Below are 20383 nucleotides of genomic sequence, written 5' to 3'. Positions count from 1 at the left end.
ACCTGTTTGTCACCGCACAGGTACAACAGCGCGTAGATCAGCATAGAGCCGTGGCCGGCCGACAGAATGAAGCGGTCGCGATCGGGCCACTGAGGTGCGGCGGCGTCGAACTTCAGGTGCTTTTCAAATAGAACCGTGGCGACATCGGCCATGCCGATGGGCATGCCGGTATGGCCGGAGTTGGCGGCGGCGACGGCATCAAGGGCGAGGGCGCGAATGGCCGCGGCCTTGTTCCAATGATCGGGATTAGCGGTGCGCAGGGCTGTCAGATCCACTGAACTTTTCCTTTGGGTTACCAGGCGGGTCAGGCGCTCAATACCAGTGACAGCCCAAAGATCAAGCTTTCTGCGCTATTCCCTGCCGGTAAGACGAAGTGAGGGTTGCAAGTGCTTGAAAGCAAAGAGGGGGTGTTTTACTCCTGCTTCCGTTAAGCTGTTGCTAACAGCAATGTGAAAAAGCGATTCGCGCTGGCTGAGGGCGGGTGCAGGCACACCATGCACAAAAACCCGCAGCTGAACTGATGAGGGATGAGGGACAGGCATGACGCAGATCGAAGAGTTGCAGGGCCGCATTCTGGCCGCCATGGAGCGGATCAGTGCTGGGGTTGGCAAAATGGAGCAGGCCCGGGCGGAGGCCAAAGAAGAGGCCAGGGTCGCCGCTGACACCTCGGATCTGGAGCAAGCTCTGGATGAAGAGAAGACAGCCAATGCGCAGCTTGAAGAACGGGTGAAAACCCTGCACAGCCGCCTTAAAGAGGAAGAGCAAGGCTCTTCAGCCGCAGGCAACGGCGATATGGAAGCGCTGCAGGCCGAGCTTGAGTTGTTGCGCAATGAGGTCGGCAATACCGATGAGCGGGACGCGCTGAAGCTCGAAGTGAGCCGCCTTAAGTCAGCACTGGAGAGTGCAGGCAATGGGCTGGCCGCAGAGAAAGAAGCGCTGGAAACCCAGCTCTCAGAACTTGATGCGACAAACCAACAGCTATTGGCGCAGATCCAGGAGGCCTCTGGTGGCGTCGAAGGTGATCTGGGCGCAGCCGTGGATCAAGCCGCCAACGAGGCAGAGATTGCGGCTCTGAAGGCCCAGCTTGCAGCTGCGCAGGAAGGGCCTTCACAGTGGGTTGACGGAAGCCAGGATCTGTCTCCAGGGAATGAAGAGCTGCAAGAGCTACGCCTCGCCAATGAACAATTGCGCAGCACCAATGCAGATCTGCGTGCCGCACAGGCCAATGATCAGGCGCAGGTCAATGCGGTGCTTGCCAAGCTGGAGCCATTGTTGGCGTCTGCACAAAACCTGCCCGACTCTGCGCAAAACCTTCCAGAAGGAGAGGAAGTCTGATGCCTGAAATTACTATTCATATTGGCGGTCGTGGGTTTGAGGTTTCCTGTCAGCTTGGAGAAGAAAGCTATCTGCATTCCGCAGCCAAGATGCTGGATGACGAGGCACAGGTGCTCTCTGATCAGATCGGGCGGATGCCCGAGGCGCGCATGCTGTTGATGGCGGGTTTGATGCTGGCGGATAAGACTGCCGCGGTTGAGGACCGGATCAAAGAGGTTGAGGCCACACTGGCAGAGCGCGACGCGGAACTGGAAGCCCTGAAGAATACCCCGGCACCAGAGCCCGAGCGTATCGAGGTGCCGGTGGTGCCGCCGCAGGTTCCGGAAACCCTGGCAGAGCTGGCGGCTCAGGCAGAATCCTTGGCGCTGCAGCTGGAAGAGAAAATCGCCGCCGACGCATAAGCCTGCGCGTCATGTGGCACATGGCTTTTCGCGACAGACCAGTGAGGGCCCTGTGAAGAACCTGTGAAAACCCATTGAAGATCCAGTGGAAATATAGTCCTGTGGCCCAATAAAAAGTCCCTTCCGGTGCATTCCAGAAGGGACTTTTTTGTTTTCAAAGGTCAGCGCATTACGCATAGCACCCAGAGCACGCAGTTATCAGGCCAGACAGTTTTCAGACCAGACAGTTTTCAGGCCAGACAGATATCAGATTGCAGCGGTGGTATCAGCCGTTTGCTTCGCGGATCTTGTCAGCGGCGTCCTTGTCAAAGGCGATCTCATTGTCCGAGAACATACCGTCCAGCTCACCTGACAGGGTCATCTCGGTGATGATGTCGCAGCCGCCAACAAACTCGCCCTTGATATAGAGCTGCGGAATGGTGGGCCAGTCGGAGTACTCTTTGATGCCGGCGCGGATTTCTTCGTCGGCCAGAACATTTACATCAGTGTATTCAATACCAATGTAGTTCAGCACGCCGGCCACGCGGGAGGAAAACCCACATTGGGGCATGTCCTTGGTGCCCTTCATGAAGAGCACCACGTCACTGGCTTTTACGGTTTCGTCGATGCGGGTTTTTGCGTCGCTCATAGTTTTTTCCTTAGGTCACAGCACCTTTTGGTGCATTCATCTATTGTTTCGATTGGCCCGGCTTCTGTGTGCAGATTCTATCCGCTGGTTTTCTTTGTGGACGCGTTCTACGCTTTCCAAATCAGTTGCTTCTTGTCCAAGCTCAACCTTTTTTTCTGATTTGGATGACTTGCCAGGCTGTAATCGGCTCAACGGCCGGTGCCGTTTCTTTTTAGTTATCGCCGGAATAGAAACGGCGATGATCAAAGCGGCCAGTGCAGCCCATAGTATCCAATCAGAAAAGGTCACTCCGGTGCTTTGGTGGTCAGCGCCAGGGCATGGAGCTCGCCATTGGCGCCATCCATTTTGCCCTTCAGCGCGGCATAGACAGCGCGTTGCTGCTGTACGCGGTTCTTGCCGCGAAAGCTCTCGTCCACCACCATGGCAGACATATGCACGCCGTCCTGACCTGCGACCTGTATTTCCGCATCAGGAAACGTCTCGCGCAGAAGATCTTCGATTTCGTTGGCTTGCATAGGCATGTTTGCTGTCCTTGGTGTGGTCTTGCATGGAATTTAGGATGGCCGCGGGAGCAGTGCAAGCTCTCATGCCCAATTGTTCGTGTGGTGCGGTTTGGCCAAAGGGCGCCGCGCGCGACAGATCCGCAAGAAAAAGGCGCACAGAGAATGCGCGCCTTGGTCTTTAAGTGCAGTGGCCTGTTGCGCCCTTAGGCGATGGCTGCTGCAAATCCTGTGCGATAGATCTGCTGCAACTCAGCCAGTGGCGCTTCGCTGCCGCCGATTTTGACGGTGTCGCCGGTGAATTTGCCGACGGTGGTCAACGAAACACCGGCCTGTCCGGCCGCCAGCATCAGACCCTCGGCTTGATCAAAGTTGCAGGCCACCAGATAGCGTGCCTGATCTTCGCCAAACAGGGTCGGTGTGTCGCCAGCATCAATATGCACGCCAACGCCAGCCTCTTCGGCCAGCTCAAAGGCGGCCAGTGCCAGACCGCCATCGCTGAGATCGGTGCAGGCCTTGATCAGATCGCGGTTGGCGCGAATGAACTCGCCGTTGCGTTTCTCGGCCGCGAGGTCCACCGCAGGTGCGTCGCCGTCTTCGCGATTAAACACCTCTGCCAGCAGCGCCGACTGCCCAAGGTGGCCAAGGGTTTCGCCAATCAACAGGGCGATGTGACCTTCGCGGGCCTCCCCCGTGATGGCCTCTTCGCCGGCGGCAATCAGGCCCACGGCTCCAATGGTTGGTGTGGGCAGGATGCCCTGACCATCGGTTTCATTGTAGAGCGACACATTGCCGGACACGATGGGCATATCCAGCGCGGCCACAGCCTCACCGATCCCCTGGATGGCGCCCACGAACTGGCCCATGATCTCGGGCTTTTCAGGGTTGCCAAAATTCAGGTTATCTGTTGTTGCCAATGGCTTGGCGCCAACAGCTGTCAGGTTTCGATAGGCTTCGGCCACGGCCTGTTTGCCACCTTCAACCGGGTTCGCCTTAACGTAGCGCGGCGTCACATCCGAGGTGAAGGCGAGGCGTTTATCGGTGCCGTGCACCCGGATAATGCCAGAGCCAACGCCGGGGCGGCGGGCGGTATCGCCCATCACAGTGGTGTCATATTGCTCATAGACCCACTGTTTGCCGGCATAGTTGGGTGAGGTTAGCAGCGCCTTCAAGCCGTCGATGGGATCAATCGTGGGTACATCCGCATCCGTCAGCGGCTCTGCCGCAGGCGTGGCCACCCTGGGCCGGTCATATTCGGGCGCAGTTGATGCCAGTTTTGACAGCACGAGATCGGCTTTAACTTCGCCGTTGTGCAGGATCAACAAGCGGTCCTCAGAGATGGTTTCGCCAACGATGGCAAAATCCAGGTCCCATTTGTCAAACACCGCCCGGGCCGCGGCTTCCAGCTCTGGCTTCAGCACCATCAACATGCGTTCCTGGCTTTCCGAGAGCATCATCTCGTAGGCGGTCATGATTTCTTCGCGCTGTGGCACGTCTTCGAGGTTCAGCTTGATGCCAAGCTTGCCTTTGTCGCCCATTTCCACGGCCGAGCAGGTCAGACCCGCAGCGCCCATATCCTGGATCGAGATCACAGCGCCTGTCTGCATCAGCTCAAGGGTGGCTTCCATCAGACGCTTTTCGGTGAAAGGGTCGCCAACCTGAACGGTGGGGCGTTTTTCCTCAATGGTGTCGTCGAACTCGGCCGAGGCCATGGTGGCGCCACCAACGCCGTCACGGCCGGTTTTGGCGCCAAGGTAGAAACCGGCATGCCAACGCCCGAGGCCGCTGAGTAGAAAATACTGTCGGTCTTTGCGAGGCCAGCGGCAAAGGCATTGACCAGGCAGTTGCCGTTATAGGCGGGATGGAAGCGCACTTCGCCGCCGACGCAGGGCACGCCAAAGCAGTTGCCGTAGCCGCCAACGCCCTCAACCACACCATTGACCAACTGGCGGGTCTTGTGATGGGAGGGCTCACCAAAGGAGAGCGAGTTCATCGAGGCCACGGGCCGGGCGCCCATGGTGAAAACATCGCGCAAAATGCCGCCAACGCCGGTGGCAGCCCCTTGATAGGGCTCAATATAAGAGGGGTGGTTGTGGCTTTCCATCTTAAAGACCACCGCGTCGCCATCGCCAATATCAACGATGCCTGCGTTCTCACCGGGGCCGCAAATGACCTGGGGTCCGTCGGTGGGCAGGGTGCGCAGCCACTTTTTGGAGGATTTATACGAGCAGTGCTCGTTCCACATGGCCGAGAAGATGCCAAGCTCGGTGAAGCTGGGTTCGCGACCGATGATCTCGAGGATCATGCCGTATTCTTCGGTGTTCAAACCGTGGCTTGCGATCAGTTCGGGTGTGATGGCTGGTTCTTGCATGGCGCTGTTTTGGCCCCCCATGGTGCTACTGAGGCGGCTTTTAGAGCATGCGTGGCAGATGGGGAAGGGGCTTTCTAAGCTCGGCAACACCTCTGGCGGCCGCAGGGCCGCAGGCGCGCAAGGATTATGGGGCTGCTGCGTGACCGACTGTGTGCAGGGCGCGCGGCGTGCGGGTGTGGATTGCGGGTGTGGATAGCGGGTGCTGGATACACCAACTTGCATCAAGTTTCAGCAACAGACCTGTGCAGCTGCATTAATGCTGCGCAAATTTGAAATTTCCCGGCATGGGCGCGGCAAATATATTGTGTTGTGGGAGGCTATGGGCAAAAAAAAGGCCGAGCACTAAGCTCGGCCGAAGTCCAACAGGGAGGTATGAAGAAAGGCTTGCGCCTCGTCTTCATGAGCCTCATTTAGGGATTGGATGCTGACCCATCAAGATGTTTAACGCATTAATAACGGCATTTCCGCTATGCGGTTTTTGCATGGCTTGCGGTTGCGCGCGTCACAGCTAGAGTTTGCCCAGTTCTTTCATATGCTTGCGATGGGCCATGATCTCGGTCTGGACAAAGTCCCGAAAGGCCGAAACCCGCTGTGAATGGCGCAGCTCTTCAGGGTAGGCGAGGTAGACCGGCACACCGCTGTTGACCTCATCGGGCAGCACTTCGACCAGATCAGGGAAGTCTTCGGTGACATAGTCGGGCAGGATGCCGATGCCAAGGTCGTGCAACACGCCCTGCAAGACGCCAAAGTAGTTGTTCACCGTCAGCAGCGATCCGGGATTGTGGGTCAAAAGCCGCTGCACCAGCACAGAGGCGGATCCCACCTGGGCGGAACGCTGGTTCTGACAGATCAGGCGATGGTCCTTGATGTCAGACAGGGCCTCTGGGGTGCCGTTGCGGTCGAGATAGTTACGGGAGGCATAAAGACGCATCTGCACGGTCATCAGGCGCTTGCGCACCAGATCCGCCTGGCTTGGCTCTTTCATGCGGATCGCAACATCGGCTTCTCGCATGGGCAGGTCCAGAACCCGCTCTTCCAGCATCAGATCGATTTTCAACAAAGGATATTGTTCAAATAGCTTTGTCAGTCGCGGCGCCAGCCACAGGGTGCCAAAGCCAAAGGTGGTGGTGACGCGCAATTCTCCAAACACCTCTTCTTCGCTGTCGCGAATACGGGCAGAGGCAGCCTCGAGCCGTGCCGACATGGATTTGGTGGCGTCAAACAGCAGCTCACCCTGCTCGGTGAGAATCAATCCCCGCGCATGGCGATGAAACAGCGTCGCATTGAGGCTCTCCTCAAGGGCGCGCACCTGGCGACTGACAGCAGACTGGGACAGGTTCAGCTTATCCCCGGCATGGGTCAGGCTGCCTGCATCCGCAACTGCGTGAAATATTCTCAGCTTATCCCAATCCATAACCGTCACTTTCGATCTGTTTGTAGTAGACTATATGAAATCCTAGGTTTTTATCAATTTCCCAAAGCGACGCGAGGGAAAAGTAAAAAAACCACCTATACAGGTCAGTATGTGTGACCTAATGTTGGGTCAAGCAATGCAAGCAAATTTAGGTTGGGAGGACCGGATGAGCACGCAAAAGATCTCGCTCAATGACAAGTATGACCTGAGCAAATCACCCGTCATGTTGAATGGCACCCAGGCGCTGGTGCGCCTGATGATGATGCAAAAGGCACGTGATACGGCAGCGGGGCTCAATACGGCGGGCTTGGTGACCGGCTATCGCGGCTCGCCGCTTGGGGCGGTCGACACCCAGATGCAGCGGGCGCAAAAGCAGCTGCACAATTCTGATGTCACCTTTCAGTTTGGTCTGAATGAGGATCTCGCCGTAACGGCCCTTTGGGGCGCACAACAGGCTGAGATTCGCGGCGAAGGCAAATATGACGGTGTTTTTGGCCTTTGGTATGGCAAGGGCCCCGGTGTTGACCGCTCTGGCGATGCCTTCCGGCACGCAAATATGGCCGGCACCTCCAAAAACGGCGGCGTTCTTGTTGCCATGGGCGATGATCACACCGGCGAAAGCTCTACCGTGCTGCACCAGTCTGAGTGGTCTTTGCTGGATTGCTACCTGCCGATTGTCAGCCCCGCAGGCGTTCAGGAGATCCTCGACTACGGCATCTATGGCTATGAGCTCAGCCGCTTTTCCGGCCTTTGGGTAGGTCTGAAGACGATGAAGGACACCATCGAGGTGACCTCTGTTGTCGATGGTGACCCGGACCGGATGACACTGGTGAGACCTGATTTCGATATGCCTGCCGATGGGCTCAACATTCGTCTGTCTGATGACCGGTTCCAACAAGAAGACCGCATCATCGACTACAAGCGCTTTGCCGCCGAAGCCTTTAGCCATGCCAATAAGATGGACAAACGCGTCTGGGGCAAACCTGGCGCCAAAATCGGCTTTGTAGCTGCTGGCAAAAACTGGCTCGACCTTGTGCATGCGATGTCGCTTTTGAATATCGACGAGACCATGGCCGAACGCCTAGGGATCTCCACCTATAAGGTGGGACAGACCTGGCCGATGGACATGAAGGGCTTTAAATCATGGGCTGAAGGCCTTGATTTGATTGTGGTTGTTGAGGAAAAGCGCAAGCTGATCGAGGTGCAGATCAAGGAAGCGATCTTTGACAACCGCCGGGGACGCCGGGTTTATGGCTGGTACAAAGGCGAGACAGACAGCGGCCGCCGTGAAGAATTGTTCCCGACGAAATACGCGCTAGACCCGATTATGATTGCTGAAAAGCTCGGCGGAATTCTCATTGAGGAAGGCCGCGACGCCGAGGCGATCAAGGCGGGGCTTGAGGCGCTGCAGGATGCCAAACGGGCGGATAACGCCGAAGAGATCGCGGCCCGTCTGCCGTATTTCTGCTCTGGCTGTCCGCATAACTCTTCGACCAAAATCCCCGAGGGCAGCCGCGCCTATGCCGGTATTGGCTGCCACTTTATGGTGCAGTGGATGGACCGCGAAACTACGGGCTTTACCCATATGGGGGCTGAAGGCGCCAACTGGATTGGCGAAGCACCGTTTTCCAATCGCAAGCACGTGTTCCAGAACCTGGGCGACGGCACCTATAACCACTCTGGTGTTCAGGCCATTCGGGCAGCCCTCGCTGAGGGCACCAATATGACCTACAAAATCCTGTTCAATGACGCGGTTGCCATGACCGGCGGCCAGCAGGCCGAAGGCGGCCTCACGGCGCAGCAGATCGCACATGAGCTGAAAGCCATGGGCATGAAAACGATTGCCGTGGTCTATGATGACAAAGAGGACGTGGACCCCAAGCTGTTCCCGGCAGGTATGCGCATGCATGAGCGGGCCGAGCTGATGCAGGTGCAAAAGGAATTCGCAGCGGTCGAGGGCGTCTCTGCAATCATCTATATCCAGACCTGCGCTGCGGAAAAGCGCCGCCGTCGCAAGCGGGGTCTGTTCCCGGATCCCGATCAGCGGGTCTTTATCAACCCGGATGTCTGCGAAGGCTGCGGCGATTGTGGCGTTCAGTCCAACTGCGTGTCGAACGTGCCAAAAGAGACAGAGCTGGGGCGCAAGCGGGCGATCGACCAGAGCTCTTGCAACAAAGATTTCTCTTGCGTCAACGGGTTTTGCCCCTCGTTCCTCACAGTTGCGGGCGCCAAAATTCGTAAAGAAGCTACAGCAGAGCTGAACCTGCCGGACCTGCCAGAGCCAAAGCTGCCGACAATTGATGGCACCCATAACGTGGTGATCACCGGCGTTGGCGGCACTGGCGTTGTGACGATTGGTGCGGTCCTGGCTCAGGCTGCGCAGATTGATGGGCTTGGCGCCGGCATGATGGAGATGGCTGGGCTGGCGCAAAAGGGCGGCGCGGTGCATATCCATTGCCGTCTTGCCAAACGCCCCGAAGACATCAGCGCCATTCGTGTCGCCACCGGTGAGGCGCATGCGCTGATCGGCGGCGATCTTGTGGTCAGCGCCGGCGCCAAAACCATTGGCCTGATGAAAACCGGGCGCACGGGTGGCGTGGTCAACAGTCATGAAATCATCACGGGTGACTTTACCCGCGATACCAATTTTCAGTTGCCAACCGACCGCTTGCAGGTGGCTCTTCAAGCCCGGTTGCGGGATGATCTGTCGCTTTTTGACGCCTCAGAGCTGGCCCGTGCCACCATGGGAGATTCGATTTTCTCCAATATGATGGTGTTTGGCGCTGCCTGGCAGCGGGGATTGATCCCCGTCAGCCATAGCGCAATCGTCGAGGCCATAACACTGAATGGGGCTGCGGTAGAGCGCAATCTGCGCGCCTTTGAGATCGGCCGTTGGGCGGGTGTAGCCCCTGCTGAGGCGGCAAAAATCTCAAGACCCGCCAGCGTCGTTGCGCTGCCTAAATCGCTGGACGAAAAAATCGCCTTCCGCGCGGCGCAACTGGTGGCCTATCAGGGCAAGGGTCTTGCCAAACGGTACGACAAGCTTTTGGCGCCAATTTCAGATCCGGCGCTGAAAGAGGCCGTGGCAAAAGGCTATCATAAGCTGTTGGCCTATAAGGACGAATACGAGGTCGCGCGTCTGTTGCTGTCGAGCCAGGAAAAGCTGGCGGCAGAGTTTGAGGGCGATCTTAAGGTCTCGTACAACCTTGCGCCGCCGATCTTTGGTGGCAAAATGGTCAATGGTCGGCCAACAAAGCGCAAATTCGGCCCCGGTCTGACGCCCTGGCTGCGCCTGCTGGCAAAGCTGAAGCCCCTGCGCAACACGCCGCTGGATGTCTTTGGCTACACCGCCGAGCGCAAGATGGAGCGCGCACTGATCAAACAGTATGAGAACGACATGCAGCAATGGCTGCCTAAGGCCAGCGCCGACACGCTTGAGCCTTTGATCGCTCTAGCGGAGTTGCCACTGCAAATCCGCGGATTTGGTCCGGTCAAACTTGAGAGTGAGGCCAAGGCGGCGAAGCGGCGCGAAGAGCTGTTGATCGCTTTGCAGCAGGCGGGCACACCGGTGAAAAACGCAGCAGAATAGCGCCGCTTAATAACTCAGGACGAGCTGAGCTGTTTTTCGACCCAGAATGAGAGCGCCGCGCTTTTGCGTGGCGCTTTTTCATGTCCGGGCCTGAGGGCAGCCCGAGGCGTCTCGCCTGTCATTCCATTGTTACGATGGATGGCGATACTTCCGGCAAAAGAACGACAAATCTTATGAGGCTGTCGTTTTAAGGCTGTCGTTTTAAGACCGGACTAAGGACACGCAATGACCCTTCAAACAGAGCATGGCGCAAGCACAAAGAGCCAGATCGCGCAGCAGATCTCATATGCGCATTCCTCTGAAAGCCGGGTTGGCCGGGCTGTCATTCGCCTGATGGAGAACTCCACCGGGCGGCTGCAGCTGATAAGGCGCGCCCAGGGCTATAAGACTGACCTGCAGTCTGGCGGCGATTTCTGGTCGGTGATGGCGCAACGCTACGGGCTAAGCCTGGATGTGATTGGCGGGACCCTGAGCAATATTCCCAAGGATCGCCCGGTCCTTTTGATCGCCAACCATCCCTTTGGTATTTTGGATGGCTTGATGATGGGCAAGATCCTCGCGGACACCCGGGGTGATTTCCGCATTCTGGCGCATCAGATCTTTTGTCAGGCCAATGATTTGCACGAGGTTGTTCTGCCGATCTCTTTTGCGCAAACCAAGGCCGCCGCACGGGGCAACATTGCCACCCGCAAGAGGGCGCTGGACTTTCTCGGGCAGGGCGGTGCTATTGGCATCTTTCCCGGCGGCACCGTGTCAACGGGCGTGCATCCCTTTGCCATGCCGATGGATCCGGGCTGGCGTGGGTTTACCGCCCGTATGGTGGCCAAATCCGACGCCGTGGCGGTGCCGGTCTATTTTGAAGGCCATACCTCGCGCCTGTTCCAGATTGCCAGCCATCTGCATGCAACGCTGCGGATGGGTTTGTTGCTGAAAGAATTCAAGGCAAGGGTAGACAGCCCCGTTGGCGTGGTGATTGGTGAGCCGATTGGCCGCGACAGATTGAACCCCCTGGTGGGCGATACAAAAGGAATGATGGATTTCCTGCGCAAAGCCACGTATGAGCTGTCTCCAAAGCCGCTCAAATCTTTGCACTACGGGTTTGAGTTTGAGGAAAAACATCGCGCCTGAAAGTGAGACAATGGCTGTTGGCATTTTCGATTCCGGCCTGGGCGGGCTTACCGTCCTGAACGCCGCTAAATCCCGTCTGCCTGATGTGGAGTTTCTGTACTATGCCGATAGCGCGCGTGCGCCCTACGGTGTGCGTGACGCCGAGGACATCTATCAGCTGACCAAAGCGGCGGTTGAGGATATGTGGTCCAAAGGCAGCGATCTGGTTATTCTGGCCTGCAATACCGCCTCTGCTGCTGCCCTGCGCCCGGATGCAGGAAGAGGGGCTGCCTGCGGGCAAGCGCGTTCTTGGCGTATTTGTGCCACTGATTGAATCGCTGACCGAACGGCAATGGGGCGACAACAGCCCGCCGCGTGAGGTCGCGGTAAAACACGTGGCCCTTTTTGCAACGCCTGCAACGGTTTCCAGCCGGGCCTTCCAGCGTGAACTGGCATTTCGCGCCATCGCCGTCGATGTCGAAGCCCAGGCCTGTGGTGGTATCGTGGATGCCATCGAAGACGGCGATATGATCCTGGCCGAAGCCCTGGTGCGCAGCCATGTCGAGGCGTTAAAGCGCAAAATGCCCGAGCCTCAGGCGGCAATTCTGGGCTGTACACATTATCCTTTGATGGAGGCCTGTTTTCAGCAGGCTCTGGGGCCTGACGTCACGGTTTTCAGTCAGGGAAATCTGGTCGCCGAAAGCCTTGCGGACTATTTGCAGCGCCACCCTGACATGCAGGGCGCGGGCGTCGGCGGATTTTTTACCACGGGCGACCCAACCCGGGTCAGTGACCGCGCCACCCAGTTCCTGCGACAAGAGATCAGCTTTCAGGCTGCCTGACAGGCTGCCAGACAGCGCTCTGGACTGATACGGCCGCCTGGCCGTGATGCGATCCGGAACACTGGCGCCAGCCAACACCACCCCAATGCTTCACGACCTTCAGGTGAGGCTTACAAATGACATATCAATGCGAGGTCTGACATGACCCATAAAGTGGCAATTCTTGGCGCCAGTGGCTACACTGGTGCAGAGCTGGTTCGGCTGATTGCGAACCATCCCAACATTGAAATCACCGCCCTTGCGGCAGAGCGCAAGGCAGGCCTCACCATGGCCGAAGTCTTTCCGCATCTGCGTCACATACCGCTGCCAACACTTTGTAAAATTGGTGAAATTGATTTCTCAGAGATTGATCTGTGCTTTTGTGCCCTGCCGCATAAAACCAGCCAGGAGGTGATTGCAGCCCTTCCCAAAACGCTAAGGATCGTGGATCTTTCTGCTGACTTCCGGCTGCGTGATCCCGACGCCTATGAGACATGGTACGGCAATGCCCACACAGCGCTGGAGCAGCAGAAAGAGGCGGTCTATGGCCTCAGCGAGTTTTACCGCGAAGAGATCAAATCGGCGCGGCTGGTCGCGGGTACCGGCTGCAACGCAGCCACCGGCCAGTTCGCCCTTCGCCCCCTGATCACCAGCGGCTTGATTGATCTGGATGACATCAGTCTGGATCTGAAATGCGCGGTCTCTGGCGCCGGACGGGCGCTGAAAGAAAACCTGCTGCATGCAGAGTTGAGCGAGGGCTATCACGCCTATGCCATTGGCAGTACTCATCGGCATCTGGGGGAATTTGATCAGGAATTCTCGGCCCTTGCTGGGCGTCCCGTCAAGGTACAGTTCACGCCGCACCTGATGCCTGCCAACCGTGGAATTTTGGCCACCGTCTATGTCAAAGGCGACGCACAGGCCATCCATCAGGCGCTGCAGGACGCCTATGCTGCTGAACCCTTTATTGCGGTGCTGCCCTTTGGGGAGGCTCCCAGTACGCACCATGTGCGCGGCTCCAACTTTTGCCATATCGGTGTCGCTGCCGACCGGATCGAGGGCAGGGCCATTATTTTCGCCGCTCTGGATAACCTGACAAAAGGTAGCAGCGGCCAGGCCTTGCAGAATGCCAATCTGATGTTAGGTGAGGAGGAGACCGCAGGCCTGATGATGGCGCCTCTCTTCCCGTAACTGCAACCGGAAAGCCCCACAGATGAAGAACCTCAAGAAGCAACGTCGGATCCAGGTACTGGCCCTCGCAGCTATCGCTTTGGTGGTGGCAACCGGACTGATCGGTTACGCCATGCGCGATGGGATCAACTACTTTCGCTCGCCCAGTCAGGTGGTGGAGACACCACCGCCACCCAGCGAAGTCTTTCGTATCGGCGGACTGGTTGAGGATGGCAGTCTGGTCCGGGATCAGGGTGAGACTGTATCCTTCGCAGTCACCGATGGCGGCGCGACCGTGCCGGTGACATTTGCAGGTGTTCTGCCGGACCTGTTTGAAGAAAATCAGGGCATGGTGGGGACCGGCCGTTTCATCAATGGCGTCTTTGAAGCCTCTGAAATTCTTGCTAAACATGATGAAACCTATATGCCAAAAGAAGTTGTGGATGCGCTGAAGGCACAGGGCGTCTATCAAGAGCCTGAAAGCTAAGGCATCCTTAGTTTCCTCTCAAAGAAACACCCTTCAGAGCCCAGGCTTTGTGGGGTGTTTTTGGTTTTACAAGGCATTCTTTGCGGCGCTCTCAGCGCATCGCCTGCTGCGCGCGGCCTCTTTCAGTGGCGGTGATCTCAGCTGCCAGCCAGCGTGAGAGCCGGGGCAAAAGTGATCGCCCTGCGGCGGCGCGACGCGCGCTTTGCCCTTTGCCTCTTGTTTGCTTCAGACTATAGAGGAAAGCATGATTACAGAGCTCGGACATTTCGCCCTCATCCTCGCCTTCATGATCGCCATCTTCCAGACGGTGGTCCCGCTGATTGGTGCCCATAAACGCTGGCCCGGCTGGATGGCCGTGGCAGAGCCCGCAGCGCAGGCGCAGTTCTTTTTTACTGCCTTTGCTTTTGGCGCCCTGGTCTGGGCCTTTGTGACCTCGGACTTTTCGCTGCGCCTTGTGACATTGAACAGTCACTCCGCCAAACCGATGCTCTACAAAATCTCAGGCACCTGGGGCAATCACGAGGGGTCCATGCTCCTGTGGGTTCTGATCGTCAGCCTGTTTGGAGCCTTGGCCTCGGTGTTTGGCGCGGGTCTGCCACAAACCCTCAAGGCGCGGGTGCTGGCGGTGCAGGCCTCGATTGGTGTGGCCTTTTTTGCCTTTATCCTGTTCACCTCGAACCCGTTTTTGCGGCTGGCTGTACCGCCCTTTGACGGCCAGGATCTGAACCCGCTGCTGCAGGATCCCGGCCTCGCCTTTCATCCGCCGTTTCTGTACCTGGGCTATGTTGGCCTCTCGATGGCGTTTTCCTTTGCGGTTGCTGCCCTGATCGAGGGGCGCGTTGACGCGGCCTGGGCCCGCTGGGTGCGTCCCTGGCCGCTGGCGGCCTGGATATTTTTGACAATCGGCATCGCCCTTGGAAGTTGGTGGGCCTACTACGAGCTGGGCTGGGGCGGCTTTTGGTTCTGGGATCCGGTTGAAAACGCGTCCTTTATGCCTTGGCTTTTGGCAGCGGCGCTGCTGCATTCCGCCATTGTGGTCGAAAAACGTGAATCGCTCAAAAGCTGGACCATCCTGCTGGCGATCCTTGCCTTTGGGTTTTCGCTGATTGGCACTTTTATTGTGCGCTCCGGGCTTTTGACCTCGGTGCATGCCTTTGCCAATGACGCCGAGCGCGGCATCTTTATCCTGATGATCCTCGCCTTCTTTACCGGCGGCGCGCTGACGCTGTTTGCCGCGCGGGCGCAGTCGATGCAGGCCAGGGGGGTTTTTGGCCTCGTCAGGCGCGAAGGCGCTCTGGTTGCCAATAATATCCTGCTCGCCGTTGCCTGTTTTGTGGTGTTCTTTGGCACCCTTTGGCCGATCGTGGCTGAAATGGCCTTTGGTCGCAAACTCTCTGTGGGGCCGCCGTTCTTCAATTCGGCCTTCACCCCCTTTATGGTGCTGTTGGGCATGATAATGCCAATCGGTGCGATGCTGCCCTGGAAGCGTGGCAATCTAAAACAGGTTATCCATAAGCTGCGTTATGCCTTTGTGCTGGCGCTTGCGCTGGGTGCGCTGGCCTGGGCTGTGCAAACGGGACGCTCTGCTTTGGGGCCTGTTGGTTTGTTTTTGGGCTCCTGGATGGTCTTTGGCGCCCTGGTTGATCTTTGGGGCCGTACCGGTAGTCTGGCGCGCCTGATGCGTCTGCCTCGGGCAGACTGGGGCAAGGCGACGGCCCATGCGGGGCTTGGTGTGACTGTGTTTGCCATTGCGGGTTTGACCGCCTGGCAGCAAGAAGACATCCGCGTGGCCCAGATCGGCGCGCCTTTCACGGCTGGCGCCTATGAGATTCGGCTGGATGCTGTGGCACGGGCGCGTGGGCCAAACTATTTCACCACCATGGGTACCGTCACGGTGACGCGGGCGGGGAAATCGGTGGCGGTGATGCACCCGGAAAAGCGCAACTATCCGGTTGCCAAGATGCCAACCCACAGAGGCGGCGATTGATTACCGGTTTTTGCGCGACCTCTATGTCGTGATTGGTGATCAGCAGGAAAGCGGCGGCTGGACGGTTCGCACCTACATCAAACCTCTGGCCAACTGGATCTGGGGCGGCTGTCTGATGATGGCGTTCGGCGGCTTCCTGAGTCTGAGCGACCGTAGGTTCCGGGTTGCTGCTGGCGCTACCAAGCACCCAATGGATGCAAAGGTGGCTGCAGAATGAGTGCTTTTAGGTCGGGTTTATCAGCTCTTTCGGTTGTTGTGTTCGCTGCTTTGGCCTGCGTGCCAGTACCGGCGCAGGCGGTGCAGCCGGATGAGGTATTGTCTGACCCGGTGCTGGAGGGCCGTGCGCGTGTCTTGTCGAAAGATCTGCGTTGCCTGGTCTGTCGCAATGAAAACATTGACGAATCCAATGCCGATCTTGCCCGTGATCTGCGCATTTTGGTGCGCGAGCGACTGGTGGCTGGCGACAGCAACGACGAAGTGATCGATTTTGTTGTCGACCGCTATGGTGAATACGTTTTGCTGCGCCCCACCACAAACGGCGCCAACTGGCTGCTTTGGGCGGCTGGCCCCTTCATGCTGCTTTTGGCTTTGGGCGTGGCCGCAGGTTATATGCGGGGACGCGGGCGTGCTGGCAAGAGCAGTGACCAGGAGCTGAGCGACGAAGAGCAGGCGAAGCTGAGAAAAATTCTTGACCAGTCGTAGTTCTTGACCGGGCGCAATTCTTGAACAGGTGTAATTCTTGATCTTGTGACGCCGGGTCCGGCTTTTCGCCTCTGGGACTTTGCGCCACCATGGTTTTGACATTGGGTCCTGCTGGCCCGCCTGCAGAAAAAACGAGGCTTTGATGGACTATAAAGAAATCCTGTATTCGCTTGAGGATGGTCTGGCGATTATCACTCTGAACCGTCCGGCGAAAATGAATGCGCTGACTGGCCAGATGCGGGCAGAGATCACCCACGCCATGCGCCGCGCCGCGAGCGAGGCACGTGCGGTTGTGTTGACCGGAGCAGGCGCTGCCTTTTGTTCCGGCCAGGATCTGAGCGATGCCTCAGGCAACACTGATCTCGATCTGGAGCGCACGCTGCGCGACGAATATACCCCCATGCTGGAAGCGGTCTATGACTGCCCGGTGCCGACGATGTCAGTGATCAACGGACCGGTTGCCGGCGCTGGCGCCAATCTGGCGCTTGCTGCGGACGTGGTTATTGCAACCGAAAGCGCCTATTTCCTGCAGGCCTTTGCCCGCATTGGCCTGATGCCCGATGCCGGAGGCACCTGGTTCCTGCCGCGGCAGATGGGCTTGGCTAAGGCCATGGGCGCGGCTCTTTTTGCAGATAAAATTTCCGCGACCCAGGCCAGCGATTGGGGCATGATCTGGGAAGCGGTGCCGGACGCAGAATTTGACAGCCAATGGCGGGCGCGCGCGGCCTATCTGGCAAATGGCCCGACCAAGGCCTTTGGCGCCATCAAGACCGCAATTCGCGCCAGTTATGGCAACAGCCTGCCGGAACAACTCTCTACAGAGGCCCGTTTGCAGGGCGAATGCGGTAAAAGCCGCGATTTCAATGAGGGGGTGACCGCCTTTCTGGAAAAACGTCCAGCCAGGTTCGAGGGTCGCTAAGGCGACAGGCCTTGCAGCGCTGATATGGGTAAAAAGACCGGCAGGGCGAGGGCCTGGCCGGTCTTTTTAATGCGGCTTCCGTTTGACCCGCCATCGTCGCCCCAGAGCTGGTTGGAGCTTTGGATCAAGCATATACTTGGCGCGGAGAGCTGTCAGGAAAGGGCCTACGCCAGCGCCAGTAGTCATGCAAAAAGCCCGCATCGGACAAGCAGATCCAACGCGGGCTTTGCAGTTTAACACCTTCAAAACACGGCTCAGGCGGTGCGGACACCTTTGATCAGAAGCAGGTGTTCGGTCAGATCGAAGGTATCGTCCTGATCTTCGACGCGCATCACAGCCGCGCCATTGGCCGAAACCACCGCATCAGAGGTGCCGTCTCCGTTGTCGACCAGCTCCATCGTCAGCGTCGGCTCGCCATCCGCAGGGTCATAGGCATAGAGCAGACGGTCCTCTGCCGGGTCGAAATCGGTGACTGTCGCGGCGTCGTCGCCTTCGAGCCAGGAGGCGGTCAGCAGTGTGTCTGCTCCGTCGCCACCGCTGACAGTATCATCGGCGCCAAACACAACCGTATCATCGCCAGAGCCTGCAAAAATCGCATCGCCTCTGCCGTCGCTGTCCTCGGAGAAATCAATCTGCAACTGGTCCAGCAGGTTGGCTATCCCCGTGTCAGGTTCGGGATTTGCCAGGAAGGCGTCTGAGGCTGCGGCGTCCATGGTGCCGCTGGCGACGATCACATCATTACCGCCGTCGCCAAAAATGACATCCGCCCCAGTGGTATCCAGCACAACATCGTCATCCCGGCCGCCGCGGCTCAGATCGTCTCCATTCGCACCCAGCACCAGATCGTCGCCGTGGCCACCAAAGACACTGTCGTCGCCAAAGCCGCCATCGACGGTGTCGAGACCACCATCGCCAAAGACACGGTCGTCACCGGCGCGCCCGTTCAGCTCATCGTCGCCATTTTTGCCCAGGATCGTGTTGTCTTCGCTGTCGCCATTGATCTCGTCATCGCCGCTTGCGCCGATAAAGGGATCGATCTCTTCACCACCGCCAGTATCGGTGTCGGTATCTGTATCCGATCCGCCATCCGAACTGGAGGCGGTGTCATCGTCGTCATCTACAATAAAAGCAATGCCGGCAACCAAACCGAGCCCCAAGAGCGCCATCCACAACATGTTTCTATCCCCCAGAAATAGATAAACCTTTGATTACAAGTCAACGGAGAGTGAATGGCTGGAACAAGACAATTTGTTCTACATTGTTGCTATAAACCAGTGGGCCACTTCGACAATCTGTCATTCAGGGCAGGATTGTCTTCTGAGCGGAACCAATAGCGCAGTTTGGCCGAAGAATAGCGTTCAATTGAACGAAACTGTTTGGTTGCGGCCACAAGAGAGACCCGTCTGGGTTTTACGAGCCGTGGTGCGAAACGGAATGATCTGTGGGGGAGCCTACAGTACAAAAAAGCCCCGCCGGATGGCGAGGCTTTGATTTTTCTGTGTGGGATCCATCTGCGTGGGATCGATCTAGCGGTTTTCAATATCCACATAGTCGCGTGCGGTCTGGCCGAGGTACAGCTGACGCGGACGACCAATTTTGTTCTGTGGATCCGCGATCATTTCTTTCCACTGTGAAATCCAACCGACGGTGCGCGACAGTGCAAAGATCGGTGTGAACATCGAGGTCGGGAAACCCATCGCTTCAAGAATAATGCCGGAATAGAAATCGACATTGGGGAAGAGTTTCTTCTCTTTGAAGTAGGGATCATTCAGGGCGGTCTGTTCCAGCTCTTTGGCAACCTGCAGCAGTGGGTTGTCTTCGACACCCAGCAGCTCAAGCACCTCATCGGCTGACTGTTTCAGAACCGTGGCGCGTGGGTCGGTGTTTTTGTAAACACGGTGGCCAAAGCCCATCAGACGGAACGGATCGTTCTTGTCTTTTGCGCGGGCGATGAACTCTGGAATGCGGTCAACCGACCCGATTTCCTTAAGCATCTCGAGGCAGGCCTGATTTGCCGCCACCATGGGCCCGGCCCCAGAGACAGGCAATGCCAGCAGCGATACAGGCAAAGGGATTGGCGCCAGAGGAGGAGGCCAGACGCACGGTCGAGGTCGACGCGTTCTGTTCGTGATCCGCATGCAGCGTAAAGATACGGTCCATGGCACGGCTAAGGATCGGGTTCACGTTGTATTCTTCGGCCGGAACCGAGAAGCACATGTGCACAAAGGTTCCGGCATAGTCCAGATCGTTGCGCGGATACACAAAGGGCTGGCCGATCGAATATTTATAGGCCATCGCCGCAATGGTCGGCAGCTTTGCAATCAGACGAATAGAGGCAACTTCGCGCTGCCAGGGGTCGGCAATATCTGTCGAGTCATGATAAAAGGCAGACATCGCGCCAACAACACCCACCATGGTCGCCATGGGGTGCGCATCACGACGGAAGCCGCGGAAGAAGTTGTGCATCTGCTCGTGAACCATGGTGTGACGGGTCACACGGGCCTCAAAGTCTTCCAGCTGGGCCGCTGTTGGCAGCTCACCATAAAGCAGAAGGTAGCAAACCTCTAGGTAATGTGACTGTGAGGCCAGCTGGTCAATCGGGTAGCCACGATGCAGCAGCTCGCCCTTGGCGCCATCAATAAAGGTGATGGTGCTGTCGCAGCTGGCAGTCGATGTGAAGCCCGGATCATAGGTGAAAACGCCGGCCTGACCATAGAGTTTGCGGATGTCCAGAACATCAGGCCCAATGGTTGGCGAGAAAATAGGAAGCTCATAGTCTTGCCCATTCAAGCTGAGCTTTGCGGTTTTCTGTGTCTCGGTCATAGATGTCCCTTCCTGTATCAGGCACGAATACCCGGAATTTTATCCCGGGCATGGTGCAGGCAGAACCTGCGCGCGGATCGCGCAGGTGAGGTGGTATAGGAACAGGCTTACTGACCGGTTAAGGGCAGG

At 57.6% G+C, this 20383-nt stretch carries 13 protein-coding genes and 5 pseudogenes; 11 read left to right on the top strand and 7 right to left on the bottom strand.

The genetic code is table 11. The annotated features are described in order from the left end of the window. Window positions 1-275 (bottom strand): annotated as a pseudogene (locus B4968_RS06660) (transketolase); the annotation flags it as partial. 265 nt (window positions 276-540) lie between these two features. Here B4968_RS06660 and B4968_RS06655 point away from each other — a divergent pair. Then, window positions 541-1335: a coiled-coil domain-containing protein gene (locus tag B4968_RS06655; protein ID WP_083097640.1), complete on the top strand. Its 795-nt coding sequence runs from the start codon at window positions 541-543 to the stop codon at window positions 1333-1335. Further along, the gene (locus B4968_RS06650) at window positions 1335-1736 is read left to right on the top strand and encodes a cell division protein ZapA (RefSeq protein WP_083097638.1); all 402 of its coding nucleotides are present in this window, start codon (window positions 1335-1337) and stop codon (window positions 1734-1736) included. The genes B4968_RS06655 and B4968_RS06650 overlap by 1 nt, the downstream gene beginning before the upstream one ends. A gap of 265 nt (window positions 1737-2001) precedes the next feature. Here the strand turns inward: B4968_RS06650 and grxD are convergent, their stop codons facing one another. From grxD to purL, 3 genes and pseudogenes are all read right to left on the bottom strand, one after another. Beyond that, on the bottom strand, window positions 2002-2364 hold the full coding sequence (grxD, locus tag B4968_RS06645) for a Grx4 family monothiol glutaredoxin (RefSeq protein ID WP_083097636.1): 363 nt from the start codon (window positions 2362-2364) through the stop codon (window positions 2002-2004). A 284-nt stretch (window positions 2365-2648) separates the two neighbouring features. Next, on the bottom strand, window positions 2649-2885 hold the full coding sequence (locus B4968_RS06640) for a BolA family protein (protein ID WP_083097634.1): 237 nt from the start codon (window positions 2883-2885) through the stop codon (window positions 2649-2651). A gap of 185 nt (window positions 2886-3070) precedes the next feature. After that, window positions 3071-5235 (bottom strand): annotated as a pseudogene (gene purL, locus B4968_RS06635) (phosphoribosylformylglycinamidine synthase subunit PurL). A gap of 199 nt (window positions 5236-5434) precedes the next feature. Here purL and B4968_RS23445 point away from each other — a divergent pair. After that, the gene (locus B4968_RS23445) at window positions 5435-5581 is read left to right on the top strand and encodes a hypothetical protein (protein WP_161492550.1); all 147 of its coding nucleotides are present in this window, start codon (window positions 5435-5437) and stop codon (window positions 5579-5581) included. A gap of 162 nt (window positions 5582-5743) precedes the next feature. Here B4968_RS23445 and B4968_RS06630 read toward each other — a convergent pair whose 3' ends face one another. Then, entirely contained in the window at window positions 5744-6649 is a 906-nt protein-coding gene (locus B4968_RS06630; protein WP_083097633.1) for a LysR family transcriptional regulator, read from the bottom strand. A gap of 136 nt (window positions 6650-6785) precedes the next feature. On the opposite strand from B4968_RS06630, the gene B4968_RS06625 reads away from it, so the two are divergent. From B4968_RS06625 to B4968_RS06590, 8 genes and pseudogenes are all read left to right on the top strand, one after another. Continuing rightward, the gene (locus tag B4968_RS06625; RefSeq protein WP_083097652.1) at window positions 6786-10238 is read left to right on the top strand and encodes an indolepyruvate ferredoxin oxidoreductase family protein; all 3453 of its coding nucleotides are present in this window, start codon (window positions 6786-6788) and stop codon (window positions 10236-10238) included. A gap of 225 nt (window positions 10239-10463) precedes the next feature. Continuing rightward, window positions 10464-11366 carry a lysophospholipid acyltransferase family protein gene (locus tag B4968_RS06620; RefSeq protein WP_083097632.1) on the top strand — a complete coding sequence of 301 codons (903 nt, stop codon included), beginning with the start codon at window positions 10464-10466 and terminating at the stop codon, window positions 11364-11366. Between the two features lie 10 nt (window positions 11367-11376). Further along, window positions 11377-12187, top strand: a pseudogene (murI, locus tag B4968_RS06615) (glutamate racemase). A gap of 141 nt (window positions 12188-12328) precedes the next feature. After that, window positions 12329-13357, top strand: coding sequence for an N-acetyl-gamma-glutamyl-phosphate reductase (gene argC / locus B4968_RS06610; protein WP_083097631.1), 1029 nt, complete (start codon window positions 12329-12331; stop codon window positions 13355-13357). Between the two features lie 22 nt (window positions 13358-13379). Next, window positions 13380-13823, top strand: a complete 444-nt coding sequence (ccmE, locus tag B4968_RS06605; RefSeq protein ID WP_083097630.1) for a cytochrome c maturation protein CcmE — start codon at window positions 13380-13382, stop codon at window positions 13821-13823. Window positions 13824-14067: 244 nt separating this feature from the next. After that, window positions 14068-16027, top strand: a pseudogene (locus B4968_RS06600) (heme lyase CcmF/NrfE family subunit). Continuing rightward, entirely contained in the window at window positions 16024-16512 is a 489-nt protein-coding gene (locus tag B4968_RS06595) for a cytochrome c-type biogenesis protein (protein ID WP_083097628.1), read from the top strand. The pseudogene B4968_RS06600 and the gene B4968_RS06595 overlap by 4 nt, the downstream one beginning before the upstream one ends. 142 nt (window positions 16513-16654) lie before the next feature. Then, the gene (locus B4968_RS06590; RefSeq protein WP_083097626.1) at window positions 16655-17431 is read left to right on the top strand and encodes an enoyl-CoA hydratase-related protein; all 777 of its coding nucleotides are present in this window, start codon (window positions 16655-16657) and stop codon (window positions 17429-17431) included. Window positions 17432-17685: 254 nt separating this feature from the next. Here the strand turns inward: B4968_RS06590 and B4968_RS06585 are convergent, their stop codons facing one another. Both B4968_RS06585 and gltA read right to left on the bottom strand, forming a co-directional pair. Next, entirely contained in the window at window positions 17686-18606 is a 921-nt protein-coding gene (locus tag B4968_RS06585; protein ID WP_083097624.1) for a calcium-binding protein, read from the bottom strand. A 351-nt stretch (window positions 18607-18957) separates the two neighbouring features. After that, window positions 18958-20254: pseudogene (gene gltA / locus B4968_RS06580) on the bottom strand (citrate synthase). Between the last annotated feature and the right edge of the window lie 129 nt (window positions 20255-20383).

Source organism: Pseudophaeobacter leonis (assembly GCF_002087335.1).
Lineage (GTDB): Bacteria > Pseudomonadota > Alphaproteobacteria > Rhodobacterales > Rhodobacteraceae > Pseudophaeobacter > Pseudophaeobacter leonis.
The sequence above is the reverse complement of the archived record's forward strand: the minus strand, read 5'-3'. Positions and strand labels throughout refer to the sequence as shown.